Here is a 25,752-nt window from a genome sequence, read left to right as displayed (position 1 = left end):
CCCCGCGCCGGGCGCGGGAGCCGCGTGCGGGCCGTTACGTGAGCGCCGGCTCCAGCACGGCCCACAGCTCCTCGGGCGAGGGGCGAGACGGAAGGCCGTGTTCCGACGCGGTTCGGGGGCTCCGGGGCGGGACACTGCTGCCGCGGAACGCACCCGGACCACCACAGGAGGCCAGCATGCCCTTCATCACCGTCGGCCAGGAGAACAGCACCGACATCGACCTCTACTACGAGGACCACGGCAGCGGGCAGCCCGTCGTGCTCATCCACGGCTACCCGCTGGACGGGCACTCCTGGGAGAAGCAGCTCCCGGCCCTGCTCGACGCCGGCCACCGTGTCATCACCTACGACCGGCGCGGCTTCGGGCAGTCGAGCCAGCCCACCACCGGCTACGACTACGACACCTTCACGGACGACCTCCACACGCTCATGGAGACCCTCGACCTCACGGACACGATCCTCGTGGGCTTCTCCATGGGCACCGGCGAGGTCGGCCGCTACCTCGGGACCCGCGGTTCCGGACGTGTGGCCAAGGCCGCCTTCCTCGCCGGTCTCGAGCCCTACCTCCTGAAGAGCGAGGACAACCCGACCGGCGTCGACGGCAGCGTCTTCGAGGGCATCCTCGCCGCCGTCACCAAGGACCGGTACGCCTACTTCACCGACTTCTACCAGGCCTTCTACAACCTCGACGAGAACCTCGGCACGCGCATCAGCGAGGAGACCGTCCGGGCGAGCTGGGCCACGGCCGCCGGTGCCTCCGCGTACGCCTCGCGCGCGGCCGTCCTCACCTGGACCACGGACTTCCGGGCCGACATCCCCAAGATCGACGTGCCCGCCCTGATCCTCCACGGCACCGGTGACCGCATCCTCCCGATCGGGGCGACCGCGGAACCGTTCCACAAGGCCCTCCCGCACGCCGACTACGTCGTGCTCGACGGGGCCCCGCACGGCCTGCTGTGGACCCACGCCCAGGAGGTCAACGACGCCCTGCTGGCCTTCATCGGGAAGTAGGGCCCGGCCCGGCGGGCCGCCGCGCCCCGGACTCCGCGGCCCGCACCGCCGCGGGGGCCGGGGCGGCGGCCACGGGCTCCAGCCGGTAGCCGTCCCCGTCGGCGACCACCCGGCCGGCGGTCGGCGGGGGGAAGTGCGTCCCCAGGACCAGCGCGCCGGTGCCGGCGAGCCGGGCGAGGAGCGCCCGGCGGGTGGCCTCGGCCTGCACCGGGTCGATGTCGACGCAGCTGCCGATCTCCGGACGGGCGAGCTGCACGGGGTGGTGGACGGCGTCCCCGGTGACGAGGGCCGTCGCGCCCGCGCTGCTCACCTGTACGGCGATCTGCCCGGGGGTGTGCCCCGGAGCGGGCAGCAGACGCAGCCCCGGGGCCACGTCGATCCCCTCGGCCGGTACGTCGACCAGGTCGAGCAGACCCGCCTCCTCGACGGGTACGACGGAGTCGCGGAACATGCCGCGCCGCGCCTCGTCCATGTCGTAGGCGGCCCAGAACGCGTACTCCGCCCTCGACGTCAGGTAGCGGGCACCCGTGAAGGTGGGCACCCATGTGCCGTCCACCTCGCGGGTGTTCCATCCGACGTGGTCGGTGTGCAGATGGGTGAGGATCACCAGGTCGACGTTGCCTGGGGTGAATCCGATGTCCGCGAGGCGTGCGAGGTAGTCGGTACGGAGCTGGTGCCAGGCCGGGTTGGCCCGTGTCTTGCCGTTGCCGATCCCGGTGTCGACGAGGACGCGCAGACCGTCCACGACCAGCGCGAAGCTGTGGCTGTCGAGGTGCAGGACACCGTCCGGTCCGGCGAAGTCGGGCCGCAGCCAGTCGTGTTCGCCCACCACCTGCGGGGTGGCGGCCGGCAGCAGCCACGGCCCGGTCGCCGGCGGCAGGGGCACCTCGTCGACGCGGTGGACCGTGATCTCCCCGACGGACCAGTGGGCAGCGGTTCCCGAGGGGGCCGGTTCGGTGAACTGTGCGGTGTGCATGCGCCTGTTCCTTCGTCTGCAGGGGGCCGGCCGACAACAAAAGCGATTCATTCGCTTTAAGTGACGGTAAGTCCTACCGCGAGCTAACGCAAGGAGTTGGCTTTAAGGCGGCGGTGACCGCTCCACCGTTCCCCCCTCCCCCGCACTCCTTCGAGCGGACCGGCGCGGGTGACCACGGCCGTCCGCACCGAACCAGCCGCACGGGCACCAGGGTTGAGACAGTCACGGCCATCGCGGCCGGTGTGCCTGGTGGGGGTGGGGGCGGCTATGTAATGTCACATCGCATGATGCTCTTACGGCGTGCGGCATCGGCCGCTGCCCTTCTCGCCACCGTCCTCCCCCTGGCCGTCGCCCCGCCCGCGCACGCGGCCGACGGTTCGCCGGCCTGCCGCGCCTCAACCTCCGCGCCGCCGGACGCGGAACAGGCGCGCCTCTCGGACGCCCGCACCACGGCCCTCGTCGAGCGCGGCGGGCTCGGGGACTTCGTCCGCCGGTTCCCCGCCGCGCTGTGCGCGACCCGCGACCCCGCCGGGGCCGGCCGGCTCGTCGCCGACTGGGGCGAGGCGCTCTGGCAGGCCTCCGTACAGCGGGCCCAGGGCCGGCGGCCCGGCGGCGACCTCGCCCCCGGGGACGACCGGCCGCTGTACTGGGCGCGGCTCGGCATGACCGCCGCACTCGCCCGCTGGCAGCCGGAGTTCACCGCCGACCGGGCCGCGCTCCGCGCCCGCTTCGAGGACGCCTCCCGGGGCCTGACGAACAACGCCTTCCGGACGGCGCCGGGCGTCCGGCGCGTCTTCATCAGCGGGTTCGACCCCTTCGGGCTCGACGCGGAGATACGCCGCGCCAACCCGTCGGGATCGGCCGCGCTCCAGCTGAACGGACGGCGGGTCACCCTCGCCGACGGCAGCGCCGCCGAGATCCGCGCCGTCGTCCTCCCCGTGCGGTACGCCGACTTCGACGCCGGCATGGTGGAGCGGGCGTTCGCCCCGCGCCTGGCCGCCGGCCCCGCCTCGGCCGACGTCATCACCACGGTCAGCCAGGGCTACCCCGGCATCTTCACCCTGGAGGACTGGGCGGGACGGGCGCGGTCCGCCGACCCGTACCCCGACAACGTGCGCGCCCTGTCCGGCGGCACCCGCGAGCACCCGGTGACCGCCCCCGGCCTCGGCCCGGGCCCGGAGTTCATCCGCACCACGCTCCCCGCGGACGCCGTCACCGGCGCCGTGCAGACCCCGTACCCGGTCCTGCTCAACAGCGACGTGACCGAGATCCCGGCGGGCGGCACCGCGCCCGTCGACCGGACCGACGGCCCGACCCCGGGCTCGCGGGCCGTCGCGGGCGGCGGAGGCGGCTACCTGTCCAACGAGGTGGCCTACCGATCCAACCGGCTGCGCTCCGAACTCGCCCCGCACCTGCCCGGCGGCCATCTCCACACGCCGGTGCTCACCGGCCTGCCCGCGGACCCCCGGCAGCTCACCGGCCCCGAGTTCGAAGCCAACGAGAGCGCGATCACCGCGGAGGTCCGCGCGGTACTCGAACACGCCGCCGCGCGGCGGTAGCGGCGGCCCCGCCTGCGGTGCGTCCTGCTGCCATGGGGCAGGATGGCAGCCCGTTCCGGATGCGTACACACGCCCGAACGCGGCTTCACGCACGACAAACTGACAGGTGACAAGGTGACCACACACCCACACCCCATACGACGGCCGGCGGCGCCCGCTGCCACTCCCCCGGGCCGGCGCGGCGCACCGGAGGGGGTCCGTTGATCCGGGATCTCGTCCTGCACGACTGGCTTGTCGCCGGGATCGCGCTGGCGGCGGGCGCCGCGGCCGGGCTGCTGCTGCGCGCGCTCCTGCGCTGGCTGGGCCGGCACGCCGAACGGACCCGGTGGCGCGGGGACGACATCATCGTCGACGCGCTGCGCACCATCGCGCCGGGAGCCGCCCTGATCGCGGGCGCGGCCGTGGCCGCCACGACCCTGCCGCTGACCGTGCGGGTCTCGCGGTTCGTGAACCAGTCGCTGACCGCCCTGCTCATCCTCATCGCCACGCTCAGCGCCGCGCGGGTCGTCGCGGGCCTCGTCCAGTCCGTGGCGGGGGCGCGCACCGGTGTGGCCGGTTCGGCGACGATCTTCGTGAACATCACGCGGATCGTGGTCCTCGTGATGGGCGTGCTCGTCGCCCTGGAGACCCTCGGCGTGTCCATCGCGCCGCTTGTCACCGCCCTCGGTGTGGGTGGTCTGGCCGTGGCGCTGGCCCTCCAGGACACCCTCGCCAACCTCTTCGCCGGTGTGCACATCCTCGCCTCGAAGACCGTGCAGCCCGGTGACTACATCCGGCTCACCAGCGGCGAGGAGGGCTACGTCGTCGACATCAACTGGCGCAACACCGTGGTCCGTAACCTGTCGAACAACCTGGTCATCATCCCCAACGGGCGTCTCGCCCGGACCAACATGACCAACTTCACCCAGCCGGAGGCCCAGTTCTCCATCCTCGTACAGGTGGGTGTGGGCTACGAGAGCGATCTGGAGCACGTCGAGCGGGTGACCCTCGACGTGGTCGCCAAGGTGATGGCCGACGTGGACGGCGCGGACCCCGCGCACGAGGGGGCCGTCCGCTTCCACACGTTCGCCGACTCCCGGATCAACTTCACGGTGATCCTGGGCGTCGGCGAGTTCAGCGACCAGTACCGGATCAAGCACGAGTTCATCAAGCGCCTGCACGAGCGGTTCCGGGCGGAGGGCATCTCGATCCCCGCTCCGACGCGTACGGTCGCGCTCCACCGGGACGGCGTCCAGCCGCCGGCGTCGCCGCACCCGCCGGTCCCGCACCAGCGCGAGGCGCCCCCGTCGCTGCTCAGGGACGGCAGCCGGTAGGCCCTCCGGGGCGGCCCGGGTGCGGAACGGGTATGCGGTGCGTCAAGACCTCACCACGGCGGGTGCCTCCGCGCCCCGCCGTGGGCAGGCTGGACCTGGCGACAGCCGATCGGCCAGCTGGTTCTGTCACATCGGACGGGAGGCATCACATGCCCGGGTACCGACTGCACGACCGTGCCGCGCTGTTCGGGGCCCTGGTGGTGCCCCTCCTCGTGGCACTCGCGCTCGTCCCCTTCCGCACCTGGCTCTCCCCGGCGAACGAGGCCCTGGTCCTGGTCGTGGCCGTGGTCGCGATCGCCGCGTCGGGCACCCGGGCCGCCGCGGCCCTGGCCGCACTCTCCGCGGCCGCCTGGTTCGGCCTCCTCCTGCTGACCCGGCCCTACGAGCACGTCGGCATCGCCGACCGGGACGAGGTCCAGACGGCCGTCCTGCTGCTGGCCATCGGGCTGATCGTCGCCCGGCCCGCCGTCCGCGCCCGCAGAATGGAGGAGGCCGCGGTCACCGGCGCCGCGCACCTGTCGAGCCTCCAGGGCACCGCCCGGCTGATCGAGCGGGGCGGCTCCCCGGACGCGGTGGTCGAGTTCGTCCGCCAGGAACTCGTCCGTCTGCTGGACCTGCGGGGCTGCCGCTTCGAGTACGGGTCCCTGATCGGGCACCGACCGCGGCTGGAGCACGACGGCCGCCTGTGGCTGCGCCGCGGCGGCAGCGTCACCGGGTACGCCGACTGGCCGGACGGCGAGACCGAGCTGCGGGTCGTCGGGGGCGGCCACTACTACGGCCGTTTCCTCCTCGACCCCCTCCCCGGCCACCGCCTGCCGCCCGAGGAGGCCCGCTCGGTGGCGGTCGCCCTGGCCGCGCTGGCGGGCGCCGCGCTGGACACGGCGGGGGTGTGCCACCGCGGCTGAGTCCGGCTCACGGGGCGTGGCGGTGGACGCGGGCGAGGATCAGGACCGTGTCGTCGGTGGGCGGTTCGGGCAGCAGGCCGGCCAGAATGCGGTCCGCCATGTCCTCCAGCGACTGTCCGTGGTCGCCCAGCTGGGCGCGAAGCGCGTCCAGCCCGACCTCGATGTCCCGTCCCCGGGCTTCGACGAGGCCGTCCGTGTACAGGGCGAGCGTCGCGTTCTCGGGGAGTTCGATCTCGGTGGTCCGGAACGGGCAGCCGCCGACGCCCAGCGGGACCCCGAGGACCTCGTCGACGGTCCGCACCGTGCCGTCCGGCCGGAGCACCAGGGGCGGGGGATGGCCCGCGCTCGCGATGCGGGCGCGTCCGCTGCGCGGGTCGTAGACGAGGTACACGCAGGTCGCGAGCTCGATCCCGGCTTCCTGGGCACACGCGTCGAGTTCGGTGAGCAGGTCGGCGGGCTCCCCGTCGTGGCGGGCCAGTGCCTTGGTCGTGATCCGGAGGTAGCCCATGGCGGCTGCCGCGGACACCCCGTGCCCCATCACGTCGCCCACCACGAGGACGACCCGGCCGTCGGGCAGGTTGATCACGTCGTACCAGTCACCGCCGACCTCGGTGATCCTGCTGCCGGGCACGTACCGGTGGGCCACGTCCACGTACGGGGAAGCCGCCAGCGCCGAGGGCAGCAGGGCCCGCTGCAGGGTGAGGGCGATGTCCTGGACCCGGCTGTAGAGGCGGGCGTTGTCCAGGCAGATCGCGGCGCGCGAGGCGAGTTCGCCGGCCAGGCTGACGTCCTCCTCGGAGAAGGGCGGACGGGCGGCGGACCGGCCGAACATGGCGATGCCCTGGACGGTGCCGCGGGCGATGAGCGGGGCGACGAGGATGCAGGCCACCCCGCTCTCGCCCATGATCCTCGTGCGTGACTCGGTGACGACCGTACGGGCCAGGAACTCCTCGTCCACCACGGCCGAGATGGCGCGGCCGGTGCTCAGCATGTCGTGGATGACGGAGCCCGGCGGATAGCGCACCTTCTCGACTCCGCTCACCAGCTCGACGGCCGGAGCGGGCAGGGTCGTCCCGGAGGCGATGCGGCGGGTGAACAGGGGCCGCCCCGGATCAAAGTCCTCGGTCTCGTCCATCCATTCCACGATCTCGACGACGGAGCCGTCGCAGAAGTCCGGCATCGACGCGTCGACGAGTTCCTGGGCGGTGAGGTTGACGTCCAGGGTGGTCCCGATCCGGGTGGAGGCCCCGTCGAGGAGGGCCAGCCGGCGACGCGCGGCGGTGGCTTCCAGGATGGCCCGCTCCCGGTCCGTCACGTCGATCATCAACCCGCCCACTCCGGCATGCGTGCCGACGGCCCGGCTCAGCGGGAAGAAGCTCACGGACCGGACCTGGTCCCGGTCCGGATATCCGCGCGGGCGGACGCCGACCAGGGTCCCCACGACGGGCGCTCCACCCCGGGCGACGGCGCGCACCATGCGCTCGTACTCACCGCCGTCGGACGTGATCATGATCTCGTCCATGCGCCGGCCCAGGTGGGCCCGGATCGGTAGGCCGTCCATGTCGGCGAGCGCCTGGTTCAGGTGGATGTAGCGCAGGTCCTCGTCGACCATGACGAGACCGATGGGGCAGGTCTCGAAGAGGGCGTCGAGGAACGCGAGGTTGGTCTTGACCCGGTCGAGTTCGTCGCTGCGGCTCGACAGCACCATCACCACCGAGGGGCCACCGGACCCGGTCACGGAGAAGGAGCGGAAGCCGCAGTCGAAGGCGGTGCCGTCACGGTGCCGGGCCGTGAGCCGGCCGCGCCAGTATCCCTGCGTACGGCCCTGCTCCGTGAGCCGGGCGCACGACGCGGATGCGCCGCGGGAGGCGTCGGCGAAGAGGACGGCGCCGGGGCGGGTGAGGACGGCGCCGGGCTCGTACCCGAACAGGTCCCGGGCCCCGGGCCCCCAGAAACAGACGCGGTCGTGCTCGTCGATGCCGAGGACCGCGACGGGTACGCGCTCCAGCAGCGACCCGGGTTCGGCCCAGATCGGGCCGTGGGTCTCCTCGCCCCCCGGCCGGGCCGATGGCACGAGACGCCCCCTTCCGCACGCCGTCCTCTCCACATCATCATGCGGACAGGTCGTGCGGGCACGCCGGAGGCCCCGTGGCGGCCCGGAGCGCCGTCGCGCCGGCACTCCACGCCGGTACGGACCCGCATTCACCGGGCGAAGCACCGACTTCACCGTGTGACTGGAGGCAGCAGTGGCCGATTCACCTCTCTTGGATGATCCACCGTGAGGACGCCGGGCCGGCCGGCCCGAATCCGTGCCCCGGACCAGGTGCCGCCCCGGGGTCGCCGCTGGTTGACTGGCCGTGGCCACCACCCTCCGGACCGCTTGGCGGCTCTCGCGGTCACGGAGCGACCTGGTGCACGAGGCCCCGCGCGCCGACAGCGGTGTTCGGCGCGCGGGGCCCCGCCGGCCGGCCCGGCGGCCGCACCCGTACATCGTGGCGCTGGGACGGCGCCCGTTTCGACACCCCGGCACCCTGCCCCGCCCGCCGGGCTCCCGCATGATCGATGCTCTGACCCGGCGCGGCGGCGTACACCCCGCTCCGTTGCGCCTTCCTCCGAGCACGGGAGTCCAGCCCCATGTCCGACATCAGCGTGCGTTCCGTGCGGGACGGCGATTTCCCCCAGTGGCGCGCCCTCTACCGCGGCTACGCCGACTTCTACGGGGTGGAGCAGTCCGAGGAGGCGGCCGCCACCGTGTGGTCCTGGGTGACCGACCCCGGCCACGAGGTCGGGGCCCTGGTCGCCGAGGACACCGAGGGCCGGCTGCTGGGCCTGGCCCACTACCGCCCGTTCGCCCGGCCGCTCTCCGCGACGGTCGGCTGCTACCTCGACGACCTGTTCGTGGCACCGCAGTACCGCGGTTCCGGCGCCGCCGACCTGCTGCTCGGCGCTCTGCGCGCGCTCGCGGCCGAGCGCGGCTGGAGCGTGGTCCGATGGATCACCGCCGACGACAACCACCGGGCACGGTCCAAGTACGACCAGGTCGCCACGCGGACCATGTGGGTCACGTACGACATGGCCCCCTGAACCGCCGGCCGGGGCTGCCGCCGCCGTGTGCGTTCCGGTACGCGGTCAGGCCGGCAGGTCCATCAGGAGCAGCGGGGCCGTGGTGGGGTGCGGGGATCCTCCGGCGGGCTCGACGGTGAGGCCGATGGCGGCGGCGTCCGCGGTGTCGCCGTCGATCAGCACGGTGCCGTCCTGGTGGATGAGGCCGGCGGGGCTCATGGTGCCGTCGTGGTCCAGCCAGAGCTGGTACGTCGTACCGGGGACGGGAGCGGGCAGGCCGCCGGCGGTGAAGACGGCCTGGTCGCGCAGGGCCGAGGAGACGACGGTGGCGGAGGCTCCGTTGCTGGTGCGGCCGTGGGCCGTACGGGCGTCGGGGGCGGCCAGGACCGTGCTGACGTCGCCGAGGCGCTGCTCGATCTGCCGGGCCTGCTGTTCGTAGTGGTGGCTCTCCTGGTTCTGCCAGGCGGCCAGGCCCGCGAACAGGGCCGCGGCGGCCACGCTCGCGGCCGCCGCGAGCAGGCCGGCCTTGCGTCGCAGGGCGCCGCGCAGCGGGACCGGGGCGAGGGTGGTGGAGCTGCGGGGCGGGAGCTGGCGCACCTGCTCGACGGCCGCCAGGGTCCGCTGCTTCAGGGCGGCGGGCGGCGGCTGGGCCACGGCGGAGGCCAGCCGGGCCGCGGTGGCCTGGAAACCTGCCACTTCCAGGCGGCACTCCGCGCAGCGGGAGAGGTGGTCGTCGAACGGCCCGCGTTCGCCGGGGTCCAGCGCGTCCAGTGCGTAGGCGGCGGTGAGGGTGTGGCTGTCGGACCGGTCGGACCGGTGCTGGTTCATGTGGTCACCCCCATGCAGTCGCGGAGCCGGATCAGTCCGTCGCGCATACGTGTCTTGACGGTGGGAAGCGGTGTGTGGAGGACTTCGGCGACCTCGCGGTAGGTCAGACCCTGGTAGTAGGCCAAGGTCACGACCTGGCGCTGGAGTTCGGTGAGGCCGCGCAGGCAGCGGCGGACCTGTTCGCTGTCCAGGCGGGTCTCGACCTGTTCCGCGACCTCGTCGAACGCCGTCCGGTGCTCGCGGGCGGCCTGCGCGCGTTCCCGGTCGGCGGACGCCTGGGCGGAGCGGACCCGGTCGACGGCGCGCCGGTGGGCGATGGTCGCCGCCCACGTGCCGACGCTGCCGGATGCGGGCCGGTAGCGGGCGGCCTGCCGCCAGAGGTCGATCATGACCTCCTGGGCGACCTCCTCGGACTGGGCCCGGTCGCGTACGACTTTGATCACGATCCCGAAGACCAGGGGCGCGAGGGCGTCGTACAGGACGGCGAACGCCTCCTTGTCGCCGTGGGCGACCTGCCGCATGACCTGGGGGAGGTCGGCGCGGCCGGTGGCGCCGGCGGCGGGGTCGGGAGCGGCGGGGCTCGGCTGGTTCACGGTGCGGGCTCCGGCCGTGGGGACCAGACGCAGGGCGGGCCGGGGGCGTCCGGCCGGGGGCGGGGTGTCCATCGCATGGTGGTCCTTGTCCGGAGAGCGGCGGCCGGACCGCCGTGCGGGGCGGTGTCGGCCACGGATCCAGGGGATGGGTCTGACGCTTCTTCGTAGCGGAGGCGCGCCCGGATGGGAGGGCGTTCACGGGCCGGGGCGGCGCGCGGTTCCCTCGTCCGAGGGAACCGCGGGGTCAGCCGTCCCGCCACGTGAGCACGGCGATGACCTGCTTGCCGCGCGGTGAGCGGCTGACGAAGAGGTCCGCGCCCAGCGCCCGGACGATCTGCAGGCCGCGCCCCCGGGTGGCGTCGGTGCCGTGGCCGTCGGCCCGCTGGGGCAGCGAGAGCGATCCGTCGCTGACGCAGATGCCCGCCCGGCCGCGGTCCAGGCTGATCGTGAGCGCGTACGGGGGGACGGCGTGCCGGACCGCGTTGGTGGCGAGCTCGGACGCGATCAGCAGGATGTCGCAGGCGGCCTCCTGTGGGCAGCGCGCGGGGTGCAGGGCCAGGGTGCGTGCGACGCTGCGTCTGGCCTCCCCGGCGGCCTGCGGTCCCGGCGGCAGGGGGTGGTGCACGGTCCTCGGCCGCGCGGGGGATGCGGTTGCGGTGTCCATGACGGTTCCTCGCGGTGCGAGCGGCCCCGGTGGATCCGGGCCGGATCGGGCCGAGCCGGGCCGGGCCGAGACGGGGCCGGGAACGGACGGGGTTCCGGGGCGGTGACCCCGGAACCCCTTTGTGCCAGGTCGGCGCCACGGCGCTGCGGCGCTGCGGAGTCGGCGCGACTACCACTTGTCGTGGCAGTTCCAGTGTCCGGGCACCCAGTGCTTCGAGTAGCCCTTGCCCCACCAGCCGTCGTGCCAGTTGCCTTGGTGGTCGCGGTAGCCCTGGTGCCAGCTGCCGTGGTGCCCCTTGGATTCCCAGTGGCCCTTCACCCAGGTGCACCGCTCATGGCGGTCCCACCGGTGGTGGCGGTCATGGCGGTCCTGCCGGTGGTCGCGGTCACGGTCACGGTCACGGTCACTGGTGAGCGTCGAGTTCACCGTGGCGGACGCCGCCGGAGCGGCGGTCGCGGCGCCGGAGAGGCCCAGCAGCGACCCGCCGGCCAGCAGCCCGGCGGACGCGGCTCCGACGATCAGGCGCCGGGTGCGCAGCGAACCGGTCATCGCACTCACCTCCTTCCCTTCATCGGACAGTCGGTTCAGCGGCCCCGTCGAGCTCAGGAGCCTCATCAGGGATTCGCCACGAACGGGGTGAGGGATTGGAAGAACCTCATCGACGGACAAAACCGCCGGTGTGGGGTGACGAGCGGTTCACCGGGCCACCGGACCGCCGCGCCGCGCGTGCACCGCTCCCGAGCCGGTCCGGGCGGGCACCCCCGACCGATCCGCCCCCGCCGCCTCGCCGTTCACGGCCGGAGCGGCACCGCCTATGCTGCGGCCGTGCCGTCGTACTCCATGGGCCTCGCCGCCCGACTGCTGCGCGTGAGCCCCGAAACCGTCCGCCGGTGGACCGGGACGGGTCGGCTGGCGGCCGACCGCGCTCCGGACGGTTCCCGGGCCGTCGACGGCGTGGCCCTCGCCGCCTTCGCCAAGGAACGCGCCGCCGGAACGCACCCGCTGCCGCCGGGCTCCGCCCTGACCTCCGTACGGAACTCCTTCGCCGGGATCGTCACCGCCGTACGGCTCGACGACGTCGCGGCCCGGGTGGAGATCCAGTCGGGGCCGCACCACGTGGTGTCCGTGGTGACCCGGGAGTCGGTCGAGCAGCTCGGCATCACGGTCGGCTCGACCGTCACGGCCCGGGTGAAGTCCACCGAGGTCCACATCTCGTCACCGTAGGCCCCGGGCGGAGCGCGGTCATCCGCAGCGCAGCGCCGCGTACAGGTCCAGCTTGTGGTCCAGGCGCGACAGATCACGGCCCGTCAGGACCTCCACCCGCTCGATCCGGTAGTGCACCGTGTTCACGTGGAGGTGGAGCGCCTCCGCCGTGCGGGCCCAGGAGCAGTTGTTGGCCAGGAAGACCTCCAGGGTCTCCCGCAGCATCCCGTCCCCGAGCGCCCCCAAGATCCGCGCCCCGTACACCGACCGCACCTCCGGCGGGATTCCCGCCATGAGCTCGCCGAGGGTCTCCAGCTGCTCGACCCCGCGCACCGGGACCGCCTCGTCGGCCGAGGTCAGCGCGAACCGGGCCTGGCTGAGCGAGGCGCGCAGCCCCTCCAGTCCCTCGGCCCGCGTGCCGAGGCCGAGCCGGAGCTCCGGCTGCGGCCCCCCGCACTGCTGGATCATCGGCCACACGGCGCGCAGCGCGCCGATCGTGTCGGTGGCGCCGGCCGCGTCGGTCGCGCCGGCCGGGTCCTCGTGCAGCACCGCCACCGACCGGCCGACAGCGTACGTGGCGCCCTCCAGGTGGCGCAGGGCCTCGGCCAGCGCGTCGCCCGAGGTGGCCGCCAGGACCCGGTACGCCCCTCCCACGGGCAGCCCGGCGCCCGCGAGCGCCTCCTCCAGCGCTCCGGTGTCGGCGGGGGCGGGGCCCGCGAGGGTGCCCTCCAGCACACCGATCAGCTCCTGCCCCGCCAGCCGCTCCGCGGCGAGCCGGCGGGTCTGCGCGCCCCGGCTCTGGGCGAGCACCTCGGCGATCTCGTGGAGCACCCGCGGCGGCGCCGCGTCCGGGTCGGGCACGTGCAGCTGCCAGGCGTCGTACGGGGAGCTCTCGGTCTCGATGCGCAGCCAGACCCCGCCGCGCGCGGAGGCCGCCGACGCCTGCCGGGCGGGCAGCTCGGGAGCGGACGGTGTGCGGGCCACCGTGCGGCCACTGGCGGTGAGCAGGTAGCAGGAGACCCGGCCGAGGTGCGCGCACGCCCGGTCCAGGAGTTCGTCCGGGCCGGCCCCCGCCTCCACGAGCCGGCTCAGCTCGCCGCGCACGTTCTCGGGGAGTGCGAAGAGCCGGGTCGGGCGGCGGCTCAGGTCACCCCACTGGCGCAGGTACACGGCCTCGGTCACCGCCCGGAAGCTGGTGCGCGCGGGGACGGCCACGAGCGGCACCCGGTGGCTCCGGCAGGCCGCGACGACCTCCTCGGGGACCCTGCCGTGGGTCTCCTCCCCGGCGAGCAGCGCCGTGGCTCCGGCGTCGGCGAGCGCGCCGACGAAGCGGTCCGCCTTGGCCACGTCGCCCTCGGCCCACCACACCAGCCCGCTCAGCACGAGCTCCCCCGGCCCCAGGAAGCGGCCGGGCTCCTCCAGGTCGGTGGCGGTGACGCCCGCGACCTCCTGGCCGAGAAGCGTTTCCTCGCCCCAGAGCAGGCTGAGACCGAGGCTGTCGAGCTGGAGCAGGTCGAGGACGTGCATGGCGGGGACTCCTTGCGGTGGGCAGCGCCCACATTCGCGAGGTGAACAGAGGCTGAGCCATCGTAAATGCTAGGTGAAGCACCTGGTATGCCTCTTGGTTGATCCTCCAGGAGGGAGGGTTTCCGGCCGGTTCGATTCCGTGGCCGGGACCAGTCGTCCCACCCCCGTTCGCGTTGCTTCACTGGCCGAAACCCCCTGTCAGGCCGGAAAGGCTGGTGTCGCGAATTGGATCTCAACACGGTGCTCGACGTGCGCGACGCCCGCCGCCGCGAACCCTGGCGTCCCGGCGACGCCTGGCTCGGCGGCGGCACGTACCTCTTCTCCGAGCCCCAGCCGCACATCCGCCGCCTGGTCGACCTCTCCCGCATGGGCTGGCCGCCCCTGTCCTGGCAGCCCGACGGCTCCCTGGACATCGCCGCGACCTGCACGATCACCGAGCTCTCGCGGTTCGGCCGGACCCTGCCGGCCACGGCCGCCCCGCTCTTCGAGCAGTGCTGCCGGGCCTTCCTCGCCAGCTTCAAGATCTGGAACATGGCGACCGTCGGCGGGAACCTCTGCAACGGCCTGCCCGCCGGTCCGATGGTCTCCCTCACGGCCGGCCTCGACGGGACCGTCTTCCTCCAGGGCCAGGACGGCGCCACCCGCCGGATGCCCGTCACCGAGTTCATCCTCGGCGCCGGCGTGAAGGACCTGCGCGACGGCGAGCTGCTGCGGTCCGTGCGCCTGCCCCCGAACGCGCTGGACTCCCGTACGGCCTTCCGCCAGGCGTCCCTCTACGGACTCGGGCGCTCCGGCGCGCTGGTCATCGGCGTCTGCGACCCCGCCGACGGCTCTCTCGCCGTGACGGTCTCCGCCGCCACCACCCGCCCCTTCCGCTTCTGGTTCGCGCTGCCGCCCACGGCCGCCGAACTGCGCGACGCGATCGACGCCGCCGTCCGGCCCGACGAGTGGTACGACGACATCCACGGGCTGCCCGAATGGCGGCGCCACATGGCCCTGCGCCTGGCCGAGGAGATCCGCCGCGAGCTCACCACCGAGGACCCCCGATGACCTACGAGATCGAGATCAACCAGCGGCGTTTCGACACCGAGCCGCGGGCCGGCCAGTGCCTGCGCACCTACTTGCGCGAACGCGGCTGGTTCGGCGTGAAGAAGGGCTGCGACCAGGGCGACTGCGGGGCCTGCACGGTCCACGTCGACGGGCAGCCGGCACACAGCTGCCTCTACCCGGCCGTCCGCGCCGGGGGCCGCAGCGTCACCACCGTGGAGGGCCTCGCCCGCTCCTGCGGCGAACTCCATCCGGCGCAGCAGCAGTTCCTGGACGCCCAGGGCTTCCAGTGCGGCTTCTGCACCGCCGGTTTCCTGATGACCACCGCCGCCCTCCAGGCCGAGGAGGGCACCGCCCACGACGACGGCAAGCTGCAGGACCTCCCGCGCGCGTTCAAGGGCAACATCTGCCGCTGTACGGGCTACCGCGCCATCGAGGACGCCGTACGCGGGGTCCGGCACACCGAGGCCCCGGAGGCCGGGCAGGCCGTGGGCAGGTCGCTGGGCGCCCCCGCCGGCCCCCTCGTCGTCACGGGCACCGCGCGCTACACCTTCGACGTGGAGGTGCCCGGGCTGCTGCACATGAAACTGCTGCGCTCACCGCACCCGCACGCCCGCATCGTCGACATCGACATCAGGGACGCCCTCCAGGTGCCGGGCGTGCACGCGGTCCTCACCCACCACGACTCCCCCGACCGGCTGTACTCGTCCGCCCGCCACGAGCACCCGACCGAGGATCCGATGGACACCCGCGTCCTGGACGACGTGGTCCGCTTCGTCGGCCAGCGCGTGGCGGCCGTCGTGGCCGACAGCGAGCAGGCCGCCGAGGAGGGCTGCCGGCGCGTCGTCGTCACGTACGAGGAACTGCCGTACGTCATCGACCCGGAGGAGGCCATGCTTCCGGGCGCCCCCGTCCTGCACCCCAAGGGACCGGAATCGGGGATCTTCCGCGCCGAGAACAACGTGTGCGGCGAGGTCCACAACACGCTCGGCGACATGGCGAAGGGCTACGCGGAGGCGGACGTCGTCTACGAGGAGACCTTCCAGACCCAGCGCGTGCAGCACGCCAGCCTGGAGACCCACGGCAGCGTCGCCTACTTCGAACCGAAGGAGGAGGGCGACGGCGAGCGCATCACCGTCCGCTCCTCCACCCAGGCGCCGTTCCTGACCCGGCGGGCGCTGTGCGCCCTCTACGACCTGAACGAGGACGAGGTCCGCGTCGTCGCGGGCCGCGTGGGCGGCGGGTTCGGCGGCAAGCAGGAGATGCTCACCGAGGACATCGTGGTCCTGGCCGCCCTGAAGCTGCGCCGGCCGGTGAAACTGGAGTTCACCCGGGCCGAGCAGTTCTACGGGGCCACGACCCGCCACCCCTTCAAGATCACCATCAAGATCGGGGCCAGGGCCGACGGCACCCTGACCGCGCTGCGCCTGCGCGTCGTGTCCAACACCGGCGCCTACGGCAACCACGGCCCGGCGGTCATGTTCCACAGCGTGGGCGAGTCCTTCGCCGTCTACAAGGCACCGAACAAGGAGGTGGAGGCGTACTCGGTCTACACCAACGGCGTCCCGGCCGGCGCCTTCCGCGGCTACGGCCTGGGCCAGGTCCTCTTCGCCCTCGAATCGGCGATGGACGAACTCGCCATCCGGCTCGGCATGGACCCGCTCGAACTGCGCGAGAAGAACGTCATCGGCGCCGGCGACCACCTGGTCACCCCGATCGGCCACGAGGAGGACCTCTTCATCGCCTCGTACGGGATGAAGCAGTGCATGGACGTGGTGCGCAAGGCCATCGCCGAGGACCGCAGCCACGAGGACGTCCCGGAGGGCTGGCTCACCGGCACGGGCTCGGCGGTCGCCATGATCGCGACCGGTCCGCCGGGCGGCCACTTCGCCGACGCCCGGGTGAGCCTGCTGCGTGACGGTACGTACGACATCGCGGTGGGCACGGCGGAGTTCGGCAACGGCACGACCACCGTCCACAAGCAGATCACGGCCGGCGCGCTGAACACGACGGTGGACCGGATCGCGGTCCGCCAGTCGGACACCGACGTCGTCCGCCACGACACCGGCGCGTTCGGCTCGGCCGGCACGGTGGTGGCGGGCAAGGCGGTGCTGCTGGCGGCGGACTCGCTCGCGGAGCGCCTGCAGACGTTCGCGGCCCGCCATACGGGTGTGGCCCGGCACCTGTGCAAGCTGGGGCCCGAGGCCGTCGACTGCGCGGGCCGCACCGTCACCCTCAAGGAGCTGTACGAGGCCGCGTACGACAAGGGCAAGCTGGAGGAGACGGCCGCGGACGGCCACTGGACGGGCTCCCCCCGCTCGGTCGCCTTCAACGCGCAGTGGTTTCGCCTCGCCGTCGACCCGCACACCGGTGAGATGAGGATCCTGCGCAGTGTGCACGCGGCCGACGCGGGCAAGGTCATGAACCCGATGCAGTGCCGCGGCCAGGTGGAGGGAGGCGTGGCCCAGGCACTGGGCGCGACCCTCTTCGAGACGGTACGGGTGGACGAGCGCGGCGAAGTGACCACGGCGGCGTTCCGCCGGTACCGGCTCCCGCAGTACGCGGACATCCCGCGTACGGAGGTCCACTTCATGGAGACCTCTGACGCGATCGGGCCGCTCGGCGCCAAGTCGATGAGCGAGAGCCCGTTCAACCCGGTGGGCCCGGCCTTCGCGAACGCCCTGCGGAACGCGACGGGGGTGCGGTTCACGGAGATGCCGGTGACCCGGGACGTCGTATGGCAGAAGATGCAAGCCGGGAAGGCGTAGAACGCGCTCATATGCGACTCACATAGTGAGATGAGGATGGCAGATACGTTTCCGGGATGACGGGACCTGGGAATCGGGCCCTTATGGCCAAACTCATGCTGCACGGCGACCTCGACCGCCCTGCCCTGCTCAGCGTCGCCGACCTGCGCGCATGGGAGCGGCACCGGGCCAAGGTGGTGTTCGACTGCGCGACGAACGGCCCGCAGCACCACGTCTTCGAGGGCGTGCTGCTGCGCGAGGTGGTCGCGAGCGCCGGACCCGCCTTCGACGCCCGGCGCCGCAAGGACCGGTCGCGCTTCCTGCTGGCGGTCAGCGGCGGGGACGGCCACCACAGCGTCCTCGCCTGGGCCGAGCTGGACGCCGACTTCGGGGGCAGTCCGGTGCTGCTGGCCACCCGCCTGGACGGGGAGGACCTGGACGAGTCGGGGGCCCAGCTGGTGGTGCCCTCGGACCGGTGCGGGGCGCGGTACGTCAGCGCGGTCACGCATGTGTGGTTCGGCTCGCTGGCGGCGCCGGGGCTCTGAGCCGGGCCGCCGGACGGCGCGTACGGTTCAGGCGCCGGCGAGGGAGATCTCGGTCGGCTTGATCAGCGCCACGGCGGAGGATCCGGGGACCGGGCCCAGCGCCTGGACGCCGTCGGCGGTGACGGTGCGCGCGAGCTGGTTGCGGATGCTGGGACTCATGAAGGTTCGACCCGTGCGCAGGCGCCTCGCGCGGTCCGAAGGGGCCGCACGCCACCGCACGTAGGGCCAGGGGATCCGCTGCGGCCCGATCCCCCTCGTGCCCGCGCGCCACGGCCACCCGGCCGGCTGGCCCGGTGCTTCACTGGGGGACATGCCATTCGACCGCTACGGCGTGCTGGCCGGGACCCTCCACGAGCACTTCCGCGACACCCCCGACACGGAGGGCGCCTGGTTCCACGTCAACCTCCGGGTCGACGCCCCGGACGGGCGCTACAAGTGCGCCGTCGACGTGGACAGCCACGACTCTCAGACCGGCGTGCAGTGGAAGGTCTTCACCGTGGACGCGGCGGCGCTCGGTCCGGTGACCGCGCTGGCGCCCGGGTTCCACGACCTCGACCGCGTACCCCGGTCCGGCGCCCTCGACTACCTCCGCCATCCGGCCCTGCGCAGGCTCCAGGAGTGGCCCGGGTGGCTGCCCGGCCCGCTGCGCGACCTCCTCGACCGGCTCCTGAAGTCGTCCCCGCCCTGGACCTCGGGTTCCAATGTCGAAGCCGCCAACGCCTTCGAGCCGATCCTCGCCGTCGGACGGCCGATCCTGGTCTTCGGCGAACCGTTCGACACCGGGCTGGGCGTCCACAACATCCACCAGAACCAGGGCGACGCGTACGGCAGCCAGTGGTGGCCCGAGAACGGCATCTGGCAGGACGGCGCGACCATGACCCGACGCCCCGACGGCCGTTACGACGTGTTCCTGAACAAGTTCTCCGGCCAGAAGGACCACACGGACGCCTCCGGCCACCCGCTCTGATCCGGGCCGCGGTCCGGTCCGGACCGTCCTGCGTCCGGGTCGGCGTTGCCGCCTTCCGCGGAATCGGTCCTGGTAGCCGGGAACCCGGGGCGCCCCCCGTCCGACTACTCCCGCGTGGGAGGCGGATCCTCGCCTTCCCACGTGGCGGAGGAGGCGTGAGATGGGCGGGCTGGATGTACGCATGCGGGAGGTCGTGTGCCGGCACGGCCGGGTGGAGGCCGTCTCGGACGTCGATCTGGAGATCGCCGCCGGTGAGCGCGTCGCGCTGACCGGTACCAACGGCTCGGGCAAGACGACGCTGCTGCGCGCCGTCCTCGGTCTGCACCGTCAGACGACGGGCTCGATCCTGGTCGGCGGCCGGGAGGGCCGCTCGCCCGCCGAGTGGGCGTGGCGGCGCCGGGCCTGCGCCTGGATTCCGCAGAAGCCGGCCGCCGGCCGCTTCCCCCTGCTCGGCGCGGAACTGCTCGCCGCCAGCAACGCGCCGGCCGAGGCGGCCGAGGCCGCGGAGCGGCTCGGAGTGGGCCACCTCGCCGGGCGGCCCCTGCACACGCTCTCCGGCGGCCAGTTGCAGCGGATGTACCTCGCCCGGGCGATCGGATGCATCGCCGCGGGAGCCGAGCTGCTCCTGGCCGACGAACCGACCGCCGCCCTCGACTTCGACGGTCAGTCGGAAGCCGCGGACGTCCTCACCTCCCTGCCGGTGACCCTGATCGTGGTGACGCACGACCGGGCGCTGGCGGACCGCTGCGACCGCGTACTGGAGATGGCCGCGGGCCACCTGCGGGAGGTCCGGTGAACCTGGCCACCGCCGACCTCGGCGAACTCCTGCAGCTGCTGCCCGTGCAACGGGCGGGCGTGGCCCTGCTGCTGGCCGCGATCGGCCTGCCGGTCATCGGTGTGGTCATCGTCGGGCTCGACATCATGCCGGTGCGGTTCGCGATGATGCACGTGGCCCTGCTGGGGATCGCCGTCGGGCTGCTCACCGGACTCGACCCCATGCTGTGCGCACTGGTCGCCTGTGCGCTGGCCGGCGCTGGGGTGGCCCCGCTCGCCCGGACCCCGGACGGACTGTCGGGGGCGATGGGCCTGCTGATGAGCCTGGCCATCGCCGCGGCGCTGCTCCTGCTGGCCGTGTCGGGGGTCAACGCCTCAGGTGCGTTCGCCCTGTTGTGGGGGTCGATCCTGTCGGTGGGCCCTGCCGACCTCGTCGTCCTGGGCGTGCTGGCCGTCGTCGTACCGGGCCTGTTCTGGTGGCGGCGGCGCGAGATCGGCCTGCTGCTGTACGACCGCGAGCTCGCCCAGTGTTCCGGCGTACCGGTGCGGGCGCTGACGGCCGCCCTGCTGGTGCTGGTCGCCATCGCGGTCGCCGGGGCGATCAAGCTGACCGGCGCGCTGCTCGTGGACGCCCTGACCCTGCTGCCCGCACTCGCCGCCCGCCGCCTGGGCAGCTCACTGAAGTCGATCACCCTCTGGGCGGTCGGCATCGGCGTGGCGGTGAACCTGACGGGGTTCCTGCTGGCCCTGTGGCTGGACTGGCCGCCCGGCCCGGTCCTCGTCCTGACTGCGGGGGCACTGGTCCTCGCGGTGCATTTCATACCCGAACGGAGAATCAGCTCATGGCGCGCACCCGCGTCCGTATCCCTTCCCTCCTCGCACTGAGCGCGGCGCTCGTCCTGACCGCCGGCTGCGGGAACACCCCCTCGCCCCAGGACGCGAAGTCCCAGGACGGCCCGCGGCCGCAGGCCGGCAAGCCGGTCGTCGTCGTCACCACCACCTGGGAGGGCGCCTTCGCGAAGGCGGCGGGCGCCGAGGACGTCAAGGTCATCGTGCCGCAGTCCGTTCACCACGCCCCGGACTACGACCCCAAGCCGTCGGACCTCGCCGCCGTGGCCAAGGCGGACTTCGTGCTCTACGCGCCCTTCGAGCCGTACGCCGCGAAGATCAAGGAAGCGGCGGGCTCCAAGGCGAAGCTGGTCGAGGTGGAGCTCGACAACGACCCCGACAAGGCGTCCGCCGAAGTCGCCCGGCTGGCCGGCCTGTTCGGCACCCCGGACGCCGCCACGCAGTGGAAGGCGGGCTTCGACACCGAGTACGCGAAGCTGAACAAGGAGGTCCAGGCGGCCTGGCCCGGCGGCCGGAGCCCCTCGGTCGTGACCCAGGTCTTCACGGCGTGGTCGGCGAAGCTCGCGGGCGCCACCCCGGTGGGCACGTACGGCCCCGAGGCCGTGACCCCGGCGCAGCTCGCCGAACTCGCGGCGAAGAAGCCGGAACTGGTCCTGGACAACGCGCACATGTCCACGGGCACGGTACTGCCCGACTCGGGTGCCAGGCAGGTGAAGATCGTCAACTATCCGGGGGAGGATCTGGATCTGCTGACGGTCTACCGCAACGCCGCGGCGGAGCTGAAGAAGGCCATGGGCGCCTCCTGACGCGCGGCTCCCCCACCGGTGCTCGGGGCGCTCCCCCTGCCCGGCCGACGGCACTCCCCGCGGCCCGGGCGGTGGGGGGGGGCACCCCGCCGTGCGGCCGGGTGCCGCCTCGACGCCACGGGTGCCGGGGGGGCCTTCCGGGGAACCGTTCCGTGCCGGGTGCGAGGCCGGGAGCACGCACGGGAACGCCGCTGCGCGCGCGGCCACCGGGCGGTCTCTCACCACGGGCGCGTCCCGCGCCGAGTACCAGCGGCGCGGGCCGGCAGGTCGCGGGTCCGAAACCGGCGGGTCCGTCGGTTCGATGCCACGGGCGAGCGCCGTCCCACCGGTTTATCCGGTGGCTCCGAGGGCCCGCCGCGGGGAGGGTGGGAACATGGCTGCTTCTTCCCCTCCTTCTCCTTCCCCCTGCCCCGACCGGCGTGCCGTCGAGCAGTTGACGGGGCGTCCGCTGCGGCAGGACTGGCCGGCCGGCGCGCTCGCCGCGGGCAGTCGGGTCGTCGTGGTCCGTGATCCGGGCTGGGACGGGCCCTGGCGCAACGAGTTCCTCGGCACGATCGACGCCATGGGAGCCCCCGAACCCGTCGAGCACCGCCATGCGCGGGCCGGCGAGCTGGCGTACTGGGTCACCTTCGACGAGCCCCAGTACGACGGCGACGGGGACGGCCCGTACCGCAAGGCGTGGATCTGGGACCGGTATCTGCGGCCCAGCCCCTGAGGCAGGATGCGTCCGTGCCGGCGGGCCGGCGGCAGGAATCTGCCGCCGGCCCCCGTGCGTCAGCCCGCCTGCGCGAGCGGCGGAGCCGTCGCGGAGGTCGCCGCGAGGCGCTCGCGCAGGGCCGCGCGGTCCGGCTTGCCGGCCGCCGTCAGGGGCAGTTCGGCGAGCAGCAGCAGCCGCTCGGGGTGCTTGCTCCGCTCCAGCCCGCGCCGCGTGAGGTGTTCGCCGAGGGAGGCGAGGGTGAGGGGCTGCCCGCCGCGCGGCACCACACAGGCCGCCAGCCGCTCCCCCATCAGCGGGTCCGGGACGCCGACGCAGGCCACGTCCCGGACCTGGGGGTGGGCGGTGAGTTGGCGTTCGACCTCCGCCGGGCTGATGTTGGCGCCGCCGCGGATGACGATGTCCTTGAGGCGGCCGACGATGTGCAGGACGCTGTCGGAGTCGAGGTACCCGAGGTCACCGGTGCGGACCCAGCCGTCGGGTGTGCGGTAGCGGGCGTCCAGGTCGGGCGCGCCCACGTAGCACAGCGGGGTCATCGGGCCGCGCGAGATGATCTCGCCGACGGTGCCGTCGGCCAGCGGTTCGTGCGTGTCGGGGTCGGCGATGCGGATCTCGGCGACCCGGGGGTCGGGGTGGCCGGCGACCACTCCGGATCCGTCGGTGGGCGGGACCGCGTTGCCCAGTCCCGTATGGCAGTTGACGCCGTCCGCGGAGCCGTAGAGGTTCACCACGGAACAGCCGAACGCCTGGGCCGCGGCGGCCGCGGTGGTCTCGTCGAGCGGTGCCCCGCCGAGGACCAGCGCGGTGGGCGGGGGCAGCTTCTCGTCCGTCCCGTCGAGGCGTTCGAGCATCATGCGGACCATGGTGGGGACGCCGAGGATGTGGGTGGGCCGGTGTTCGCGTACCGCTTCGATGGCCGCGTCCGGCGTGAAGTGGTCGAGCAGGACGAGGGTTCCGCCGTGCCGGGCGAGGGTGACGGCGGTGCCGTTGGACCCGAAGGCGGAGGCCAGCGGTACGAGGAACAGGCAGCTCGGCGGGGTGCCGTCCGGGATGAGGGACGCGAGGAAGTTCCCCCGTCCGCCGGCGAGCGCGTTGTGCGAGTACGCGATCATCTTCGGCTCGGCTTCGGAGCCGGAGGACACGAGGATGCGTGCGGCGCTGTCGGGATCGGGCCGGGCGGGAACGAATCCGCTGGGGTCGGAGCGCAGCAGCCCCGACAGCTGAATCGTTCCTTCGGGCGTGGCTCCGGGACCCGCGGAAATGACGTGGCGCAGCGCCGGGAGCGTTCCGGCGAGCGTGCTCAGGTCTGCCGCGTGCCGGAACTCCCGGTGCTCGGTGGCCGCGATGACGGCGACGGCCTCGGCACGGCGCAGCAGGCACTCGGCTTCGAGCACCCCCCGGCCCACCGGGAACGGGAGGGCGATCGCGCCGAGCGCGGCGAGCGCGAGATCGGCGATGACGGCGAAGCGGTTGTTGGGGAGCTGCACGCCGACCACGTCACCCGGGCCGATCCCGAGCTCCCGCAGGCCGGTGGCCAGACATCGGACCTTGCGGTCCAGTGCCGTGTAGCAGAGCTTGCCCTTGGCGTCGAGGACGGCCGTGCGGTGCAGGTCGGCGATCTGGCGGGCCCGGAAGAGGCTGTAGAGGTCGAGGTCGGGGCAGGTTCCGTCGACCACCCAGGACCGGCGGAGTTCGGCGGGCAGCAGGTCGTGCAGGACGAGCCTGTCGGCGGTCATACGAAGCTCCAGGGGTTGGGGACGGCGGGGGCGCCGTGCGCGTCGCGGCTGATCGAGCCGGTGAAGCGCGGATCGTGGTGCAGGTCGGACAGCTCGGTGGTGACCGCGGTCGCGGTCAGCCCGTGCTCGTGCAGCCGGGCCAGCGCCTCGGTCGTGGACAGGCCGCCCAGGTCGTGGGCGGCGACGGCGCCGGCGTCGGCGTCGGACGGCGCGAGCCAGCCGTCCGCCGTCGGCCGCGGGAGCCGGAATCCGGCCGGCCGCCGGGGGTTCTCGCCCCGGGCCGCCCGGCGGAGGGCCGGGGCCGTCAGCGTGTCGGCGGCGCCGAGCAGGGAGGAGTCCACCCGTACGCCGTGGCCGGTGCGCTCGCGCAGCAGCAGTCCGGCGAGGACCGCTTCGGCGCCGAGCAGTCCGCCCAGTACGTCGAGCAGGGTCATCAGGGAGGGGGCCGGGGCCTCGCCGTCGGGACGGACGGCCTCGCCGACCCCCGTACGGGCCTGGACCATGAAGTCGGTGCCCATGGGAGGGTCCCCGATCCGGTCGGCCCAGCCGCTGGTGTACGCGTAGACGAGCGCGGGATTGACCCGTGCCAGGTCCTCGGAGTCGAGGCCGAGCTCGGCGGCCTTGCCCGGAGCCCAGTTGTGCAGGAAGACGTCGGCGCCGGCCGCCAGCTCCCGCAGCCGTCGGCGGTCGGCCTCCTGCTTGATGTCGATCTCCACGGCGCGCTTTCCCCGGTTGAGGGCGAGCCAGCGCGCCGAGATCCCCGAACAGGCCGGGGGCATGCCGCGCAGCGGATCGCCGCCCGGCGGTTCGATCCGGATCACGTCGGCGCCGAGGAGCCCGAGCAGATGCGCGGCGAGCGGGGCCTGGATACGGCGGCCCGCCTCCAGCACGGTCAGCCCGGCCAGGGGCCCGCCGGAGGGAGCCGCGTCGCCGGACGGCTGGGCGGGGCCGGGGGGCAGGAGCCTGGCGGCCGACGGTGCCAGGGACCAGGGGGCGGTGCCGTCGCGTTCCGCCGCGCGTTCCGCGGCCCGTTCCGTGAGCGGACGCAGGGCGCAGACCTCGGTGCCGTGGGCCGCCGCCGCCCGGCGGATCCGCTCCCAGCCGTGGGACCGGGCCGTCAGGTGGAGGGCCGCCGGGAAGGGGGCGCAGGCGGTGGCGTAGCGGAACTGGAACGGCCGCCAGCCGGTGCGCAGGGCCTCCGCGGGCGCCCCCAGGGCCTTCCAGAAGGCCGCCCAGGTACCCGGATCGAGCGTCTCCAGTTCGAAGAGGACGCCGTCGGCGGAGGTGAAGGGAGGCCCTCCGGGGGCCAGTTCCGCGGCCTCGCCCTCGTCTGCCCCCGCGGCGGCGAGGTACTGGGAGACCGCGAGCAGGCCGGCCCGGTCCGCGCCGGTGGTGACCGTACGGGCGGAGCCGCCGCGGGCCTGGCCCACGAGGGCCGCGAGCAGCCCCTGTACGGCCAGGACTCCGGTGGCGGTGGCCGCGTAGTCGGCGGCGAGGCCGCGCGGGCTGCCGTCGCGCCTGCCGTGGACGGCCATGATCCCGGTGGCGGCCTGCACCGTGGCCTCGTCGGCGAGCCCGCTTCGGGGATCCGCCCAGGTGGCCGTCGCGTGCGCCGGCTCGAACCCGCCGCCGACCAGGGTGGTGCCACCGGTGACGGTGGCGGTGCCGGTGAACGCGTCCCCCTGTGCGGGGCGGTCCGTCCGTGCGCCGAGCAGCCGCAGGTGGTCGGCGATGACGCTCGTCATCTGCGGGGGCCCCGAGGTGTCAAAGCGCAGTGTGTCGAGCGGCCGGACCGTCTGCGTGGTTGCTGGTGACGCCATGCCTCTCCTCTCCTGGCGCGGCGGTGCCGGCGCCCGGGTCTTGCCGAATACGGGGAACCGGGGAGCGTTCGCACCCGACCAGTTCCACGGACAGGGAGTCGGCCG

General features: G+C 73.7%; 24 protein-coding genes. 14 read left to right on the top strand and 10 right to left on the bottom strand.

Annotated elements, in window-relative coordinates; genetic code table 11:
- Positions 1 to 176 precede the first annotated feature (176 nt).
- The gene (locus DEJ51_RS29140) at positions 177 to 1,010 is read left to right on the top strand and encodes an alpha/beta fold hydrolase (protein ID WP_150260536.1); all 834 of its coding nucleotides are present in this window, start codon (positions 177 to 179) and stop codon (positions 1,008 to 1,010) included.
- Here the strand turns inward: DEJ51_RS29140 and DEJ51_RS29135 are convergent.
- The gene (locus DEJ51_RS29135; protein WP_150260535.1) at positions 997 to 1,986 is read right to left on the bottom strand and encodes an MBL fold metallo-hydrolase; all 990 of its coding nucleotides are present in this window, start codon (positions 1,984 to 1,986) and stop codon (positions 997 to 999) included. The genes DEJ51_RS29140 and DEJ51_RS29135 overlap by 14 nt on opposite strands.
- Positions 1,987 to 2,270: 284 nt before the next feature.
- Between DEJ51_RS29135 and DEJ51_RS29130 the strand changes: the two genes are divergently transcribed.
- From DEJ51_RS29130 to DEJ51_RS29120, 3 genes are all read left to right on the top strand, one after another.
- Positions 2,271 to 3,545, top strand: a complete 1,275-nt coding sequence (locus DEJ51_RS29130) for a pyroglutamyl peptidase (RefSeq protein WP_150260534.1) — start codon at positions 2,271 to 2,273, stop codon at positions 3,543 to 3,545.
- Between the two features lie 200 nt (positions 3,546 to 3,745).
- On the top strand, positions 3,746 to 4,858 hold the full coding sequence (locus tag DEJ51_RS29125) for a mechanosensitive ion channel family protein (RefSeq protein ID WP_150260533.1): 1,113 nt from the start codon (positions 3,746 to 3,748) through the stop codon (positions 4,856 to 4,858).
- Between the two features lie 149 nt (positions 4,859 to 5,007).
- Positions 5,008 to 5,763, top strand: a complete 756-nt coding sequence (locus DEJ51_RS29120; protein WP_150260532.1) for a DUF4118 domain-containing protein — start codon at positions 5,008 to 5,010, stop codon at positions 5,761 to 5,763.
- Positions 5,764 to 5,770: 7 nt separating this feature from the next.
- On the opposite strand, the gene DEJ51_RS29115 is transcribed toward DEJ51_RS29120, so the two are convergent.
- Complete coding sequence (locus DEJ51_RS29115; protein ID WP_150260531.1) at positions 5,771 to 7,837, bottom strand: SpoIIE family protein phosphatase; 2,067 nt, start codon at positions 7,835 to 7,837, stop codon at positions 5,771 to 5,773.
- Between the two features lie 560 nt (positions 7,838 to 8,397).
- Between DEJ51_RS29115 and DEJ51_RS29110 the strand changes: the two genes are divergently transcribed.
- Positions 8,398 to 8,847 carry a GNAT family N-acetyltransferase gene (locus DEJ51_RS29110; RefSeq protein ID WP_150260530.1) on the top strand — a complete coding sequence of 150 codons (450 nt, stop codon included), beginning with the start codon at positions 8,398 to 8,400 and terminating at the stop codon, positions 8,845 to 8,847.
- Positions 8,848 to 8,892: 45 nt separating this feature from the next.
- On the opposite strand, the gene DEJ51_RS29105 is transcribed toward DEJ51_RS29110, so the two are convergent.
- From DEJ51_RS29105 to DEJ51_RS29090, 4 genes are all read right to left on the bottom strand, one after another.
- Entirely contained in the window at positions 8,893 to 9,654 is a 762-nt protein-coding gene (locus DEJ51_RS29105; RefSeq protein ID WP_150260529.1) for an anti-sigma factor domain-containing protein, read from the bottom strand.
- Complete coding sequence (gene sigK, locus DEJ51_RS29100; protein WP_411757406.1) at positions 9,651 to 10,247, bottom strand: ECF RNA polymerase sigma factor SigK; 597 nt, start codon at positions 10,245 to 10,247, stop codon at positions 9,651 to 9,653. Before sigK ends, DEJ51_RS29105 begins: the two co-directional genes overlap by 4 nt.
- A 244-nt stretch (positions 10,248 to 10,491) precedes the next feature.
- Positions 10,492 to 10,911, bottom strand: a complete 420-nt coding sequence (locus DEJ51_RS29095) for an ATP-binding protein (protein WP_150260527.1) — start codon at positions 10,909 to 10,911, stop codon at positions 10,492 to 10,494.
- Between the two features lie 168 nt (positions 10,912 to 11,079).
- Positions 11,080 to 11,460, bottom strand: coding sequence for a hypothetical protein (locus DEJ51_RS29090; protein ID WP_150260526.1), 381 nt, complete (start codon positions 11,458 to 11,460; stop codon positions 11,080 to 11,082).
- Positions 11,461 to 11,736: 276 nt separating this feature from the next.
- Here DEJ51_RS29090 and DEJ51_RS29085 point away from each other — a divergent pair, with 276 nt between their 5' ends.
- The gene (locus DEJ51_RS29085; RefSeq protein ID WP_150260525.1) at positions 11,737 to 12,135 is read left to right on the top strand and encodes a molybdopterin-binding protein; all 399 of its coding nucleotides are present in this window, start codon (positions 11,737 to 11,739) and stop codon (positions 12,133 to 12,135) included.
- A gap of 18 nt (positions 12,136 to 12,153) precedes the next feature.
- On the opposite strand, the gene DEJ51_RS29080 is transcribed toward DEJ51_RS29085, so the two are convergent.
- Positions 12,154 to 13,641 (bottom strand): PucR family transcriptional regulator, encoded by a 1,488-nt coding sequence (locus DEJ51_RS29080; protein WP_150260524.1) that lies wholly within the window; start codon positions 13,639 to 13,641, stop codon positions 12,154 to 12,156.
- A gap of 225 nt (positions 13,642 to 13,866) precedes the next feature.
- Between DEJ51_RS29080 and DEJ51_RS29075 the strand changes: the two genes are divergently transcribed.
- The 3 genes from DEJ51_RS29075 (at position 13,867) to DEJ51_RS29065 (ending at position 17,980) form a co-directional block, all read left to right on the top strand.
- On the top strand, positions 13,867 to 14,691 hold the full coding sequence (locus DEJ51_RS29075; protein WP_150260523.1) for an FAD binding domain-containing protein: 825 nt from the start codon (positions 13,867 to 13,869) through the stop codon (positions 14,689 to 14,691).
- A complete protein-coding gene (locus DEJ51_RS29070) occupies positions 14,688 to 17,456 on the top strand; it encodes a molybdopterin-dependent oxidoreductase (protein ID WP_150260522.1) in 2,769 nt (922 codons plus the stop codon). Before DEJ51_RS29075 ends, DEJ51_RS29070 begins: the two co-directional genes overlap by 4 nt.
- Positions 17,457 to 17,539: 83 nt before the next feature.
- Complete coding sequence (locus DEJ51_RS29065) at positions 17,540 to 17,980, top strand: molybdopterin-dependent oxidoreductase (RefSeq protein WP_223836015.1); 441 nt, start codon at positions 17,540 to 17,542, stop codon at positions 17,978 to 17,980.
- Between the two features lie 27 nt (positions 17,981 to 18,007).
- On the opposite strand, the gene DEJ51_RS35635 is transcribed toward DEJ51_RS29065, so the two are convergent.
- Complete coding sequence (locus DEJ51_RS35635; RefSeq protein ID WP_263411720.1) at positions 18,008 to 18,139, bottom strand: hypothetical protein; 132 nt, start codon at positions 18,137 to 18,139, stop codon at positions 18,008 to 18,010.
- Positions 18,140 to 18,290: 151 nt separating this feature from the next.
- Here DEJ51_RS35635 and DEJ51_RS29060 point away from each other — a divergent pair, with 151 nt between their 5' ends.
- From DEJ51_RS29060 to DEJ51_RS29040, 5 genes are all read left to right on the top strand, one after another.
- Entirely contained in the window at positions 18,291 to 18,947 is a 657-nt protein-coding gene (locus DEJ51_RS29060) for a DUF2278 family protein (RefSeq protein WP_150260520.1), read from the top strand.
- Between the two features lie 160 nt (positions 18,948 to 19,107).
- Positions 19,108 to 19,743 carry a metal ABC transporter ATP-binding protein gene (locus DEJ51_RS29055; RefSeq protein WP_150260519.1) on the top strand — a complete coding sequence of 212 codons (636 nt, stop codon included), beginning with the start codon at positions 19,108 to 19,110 and terminating at the stop codon, positions 19,741 to 19,743.
- Entirely contained in the window at positions 19,740 to 20,606 is an 867-nt protein-coding gene (locus DEJ51_RS29050) for a metal ABC transporter permease (RefSeq protein WP_150260518.1), read from the top strand. Before DEJ51_RS29055 ends, DEJ51_RS29050 begins: the two co-directional genes overlap by 4 nt.
- Entirely contained in the window at positions 20,564 to 21,376 is an 813-nt protein-coding gene (locus tag DEJ51_RS29045) for a metal ABC transporter solute-binding protein, Zn/Mn family (RefSeq protein WP_150260517.1), read from the top strand. Before DEJ51_RS29050 ends, DEJ51_RS29045 begins: the two co-directional genes overlap by 43 nt.
- Before the next feature lie 373 nt (positions 21,377 to 21,749).
- Positions 21,750 to 22,091, top strand: coding sequence for a ferrous iron transport protein A (locus tag DEJ51_RS29040; protein ID WP_223836014.1), 342 nt, complete (start codon positions 21,750 to 21,752; stop codon positions 22,089 to 22,091).
- Positions 22,092 to 22,150: 59 nt separating this feature from the next.
- Here the strand turns inward: DEJ51_RS29040 and DEJ51_RS29035 are convergent, their stop codons facing one another.
- Positions 22,151 to 23,827 (bottom strand): class I adenylate-forming enzyme family protein, encoded by a 1,677-nt coding sequence (locus DEJ51_RS29035; RefSeq protein ID WP_150260516.1) that lies wholly within the window; start codon positions 23,825 to 23,827, stop codon positions 22,151 to 22,153.
- A complete protein-coding gene (locus tag DEJ51_RS29030; protein WP_150260515.1) occupies positions 23,824 to 25,647 on the bottom strand; it encodes a CoA transferase in 1,824 nt (607 codons plus the stop codon). Before DEJ51_RS29030 ends, DEJ51_RS29035 begins: the two co-directional genes overlap by 4 nt.
- Positions 25,648 to 25,752: the final 105 nt, after the last annotated feature.

The organism is Streptomyces venezuelae (assembly GCF_008642275.1).
Taxonomy (GTDB): domain Bacteria; phylum Actinomycetota; class Actinomycetes; order Streptomycetales; family Streptomycetaceae; genus Streptomyces; species Streptomyces venezuelae_E.
Note: the sequence above shows the minus strand (reverse complement) of the source record. Positions and strands in the feature narration are given on the sequence as shown.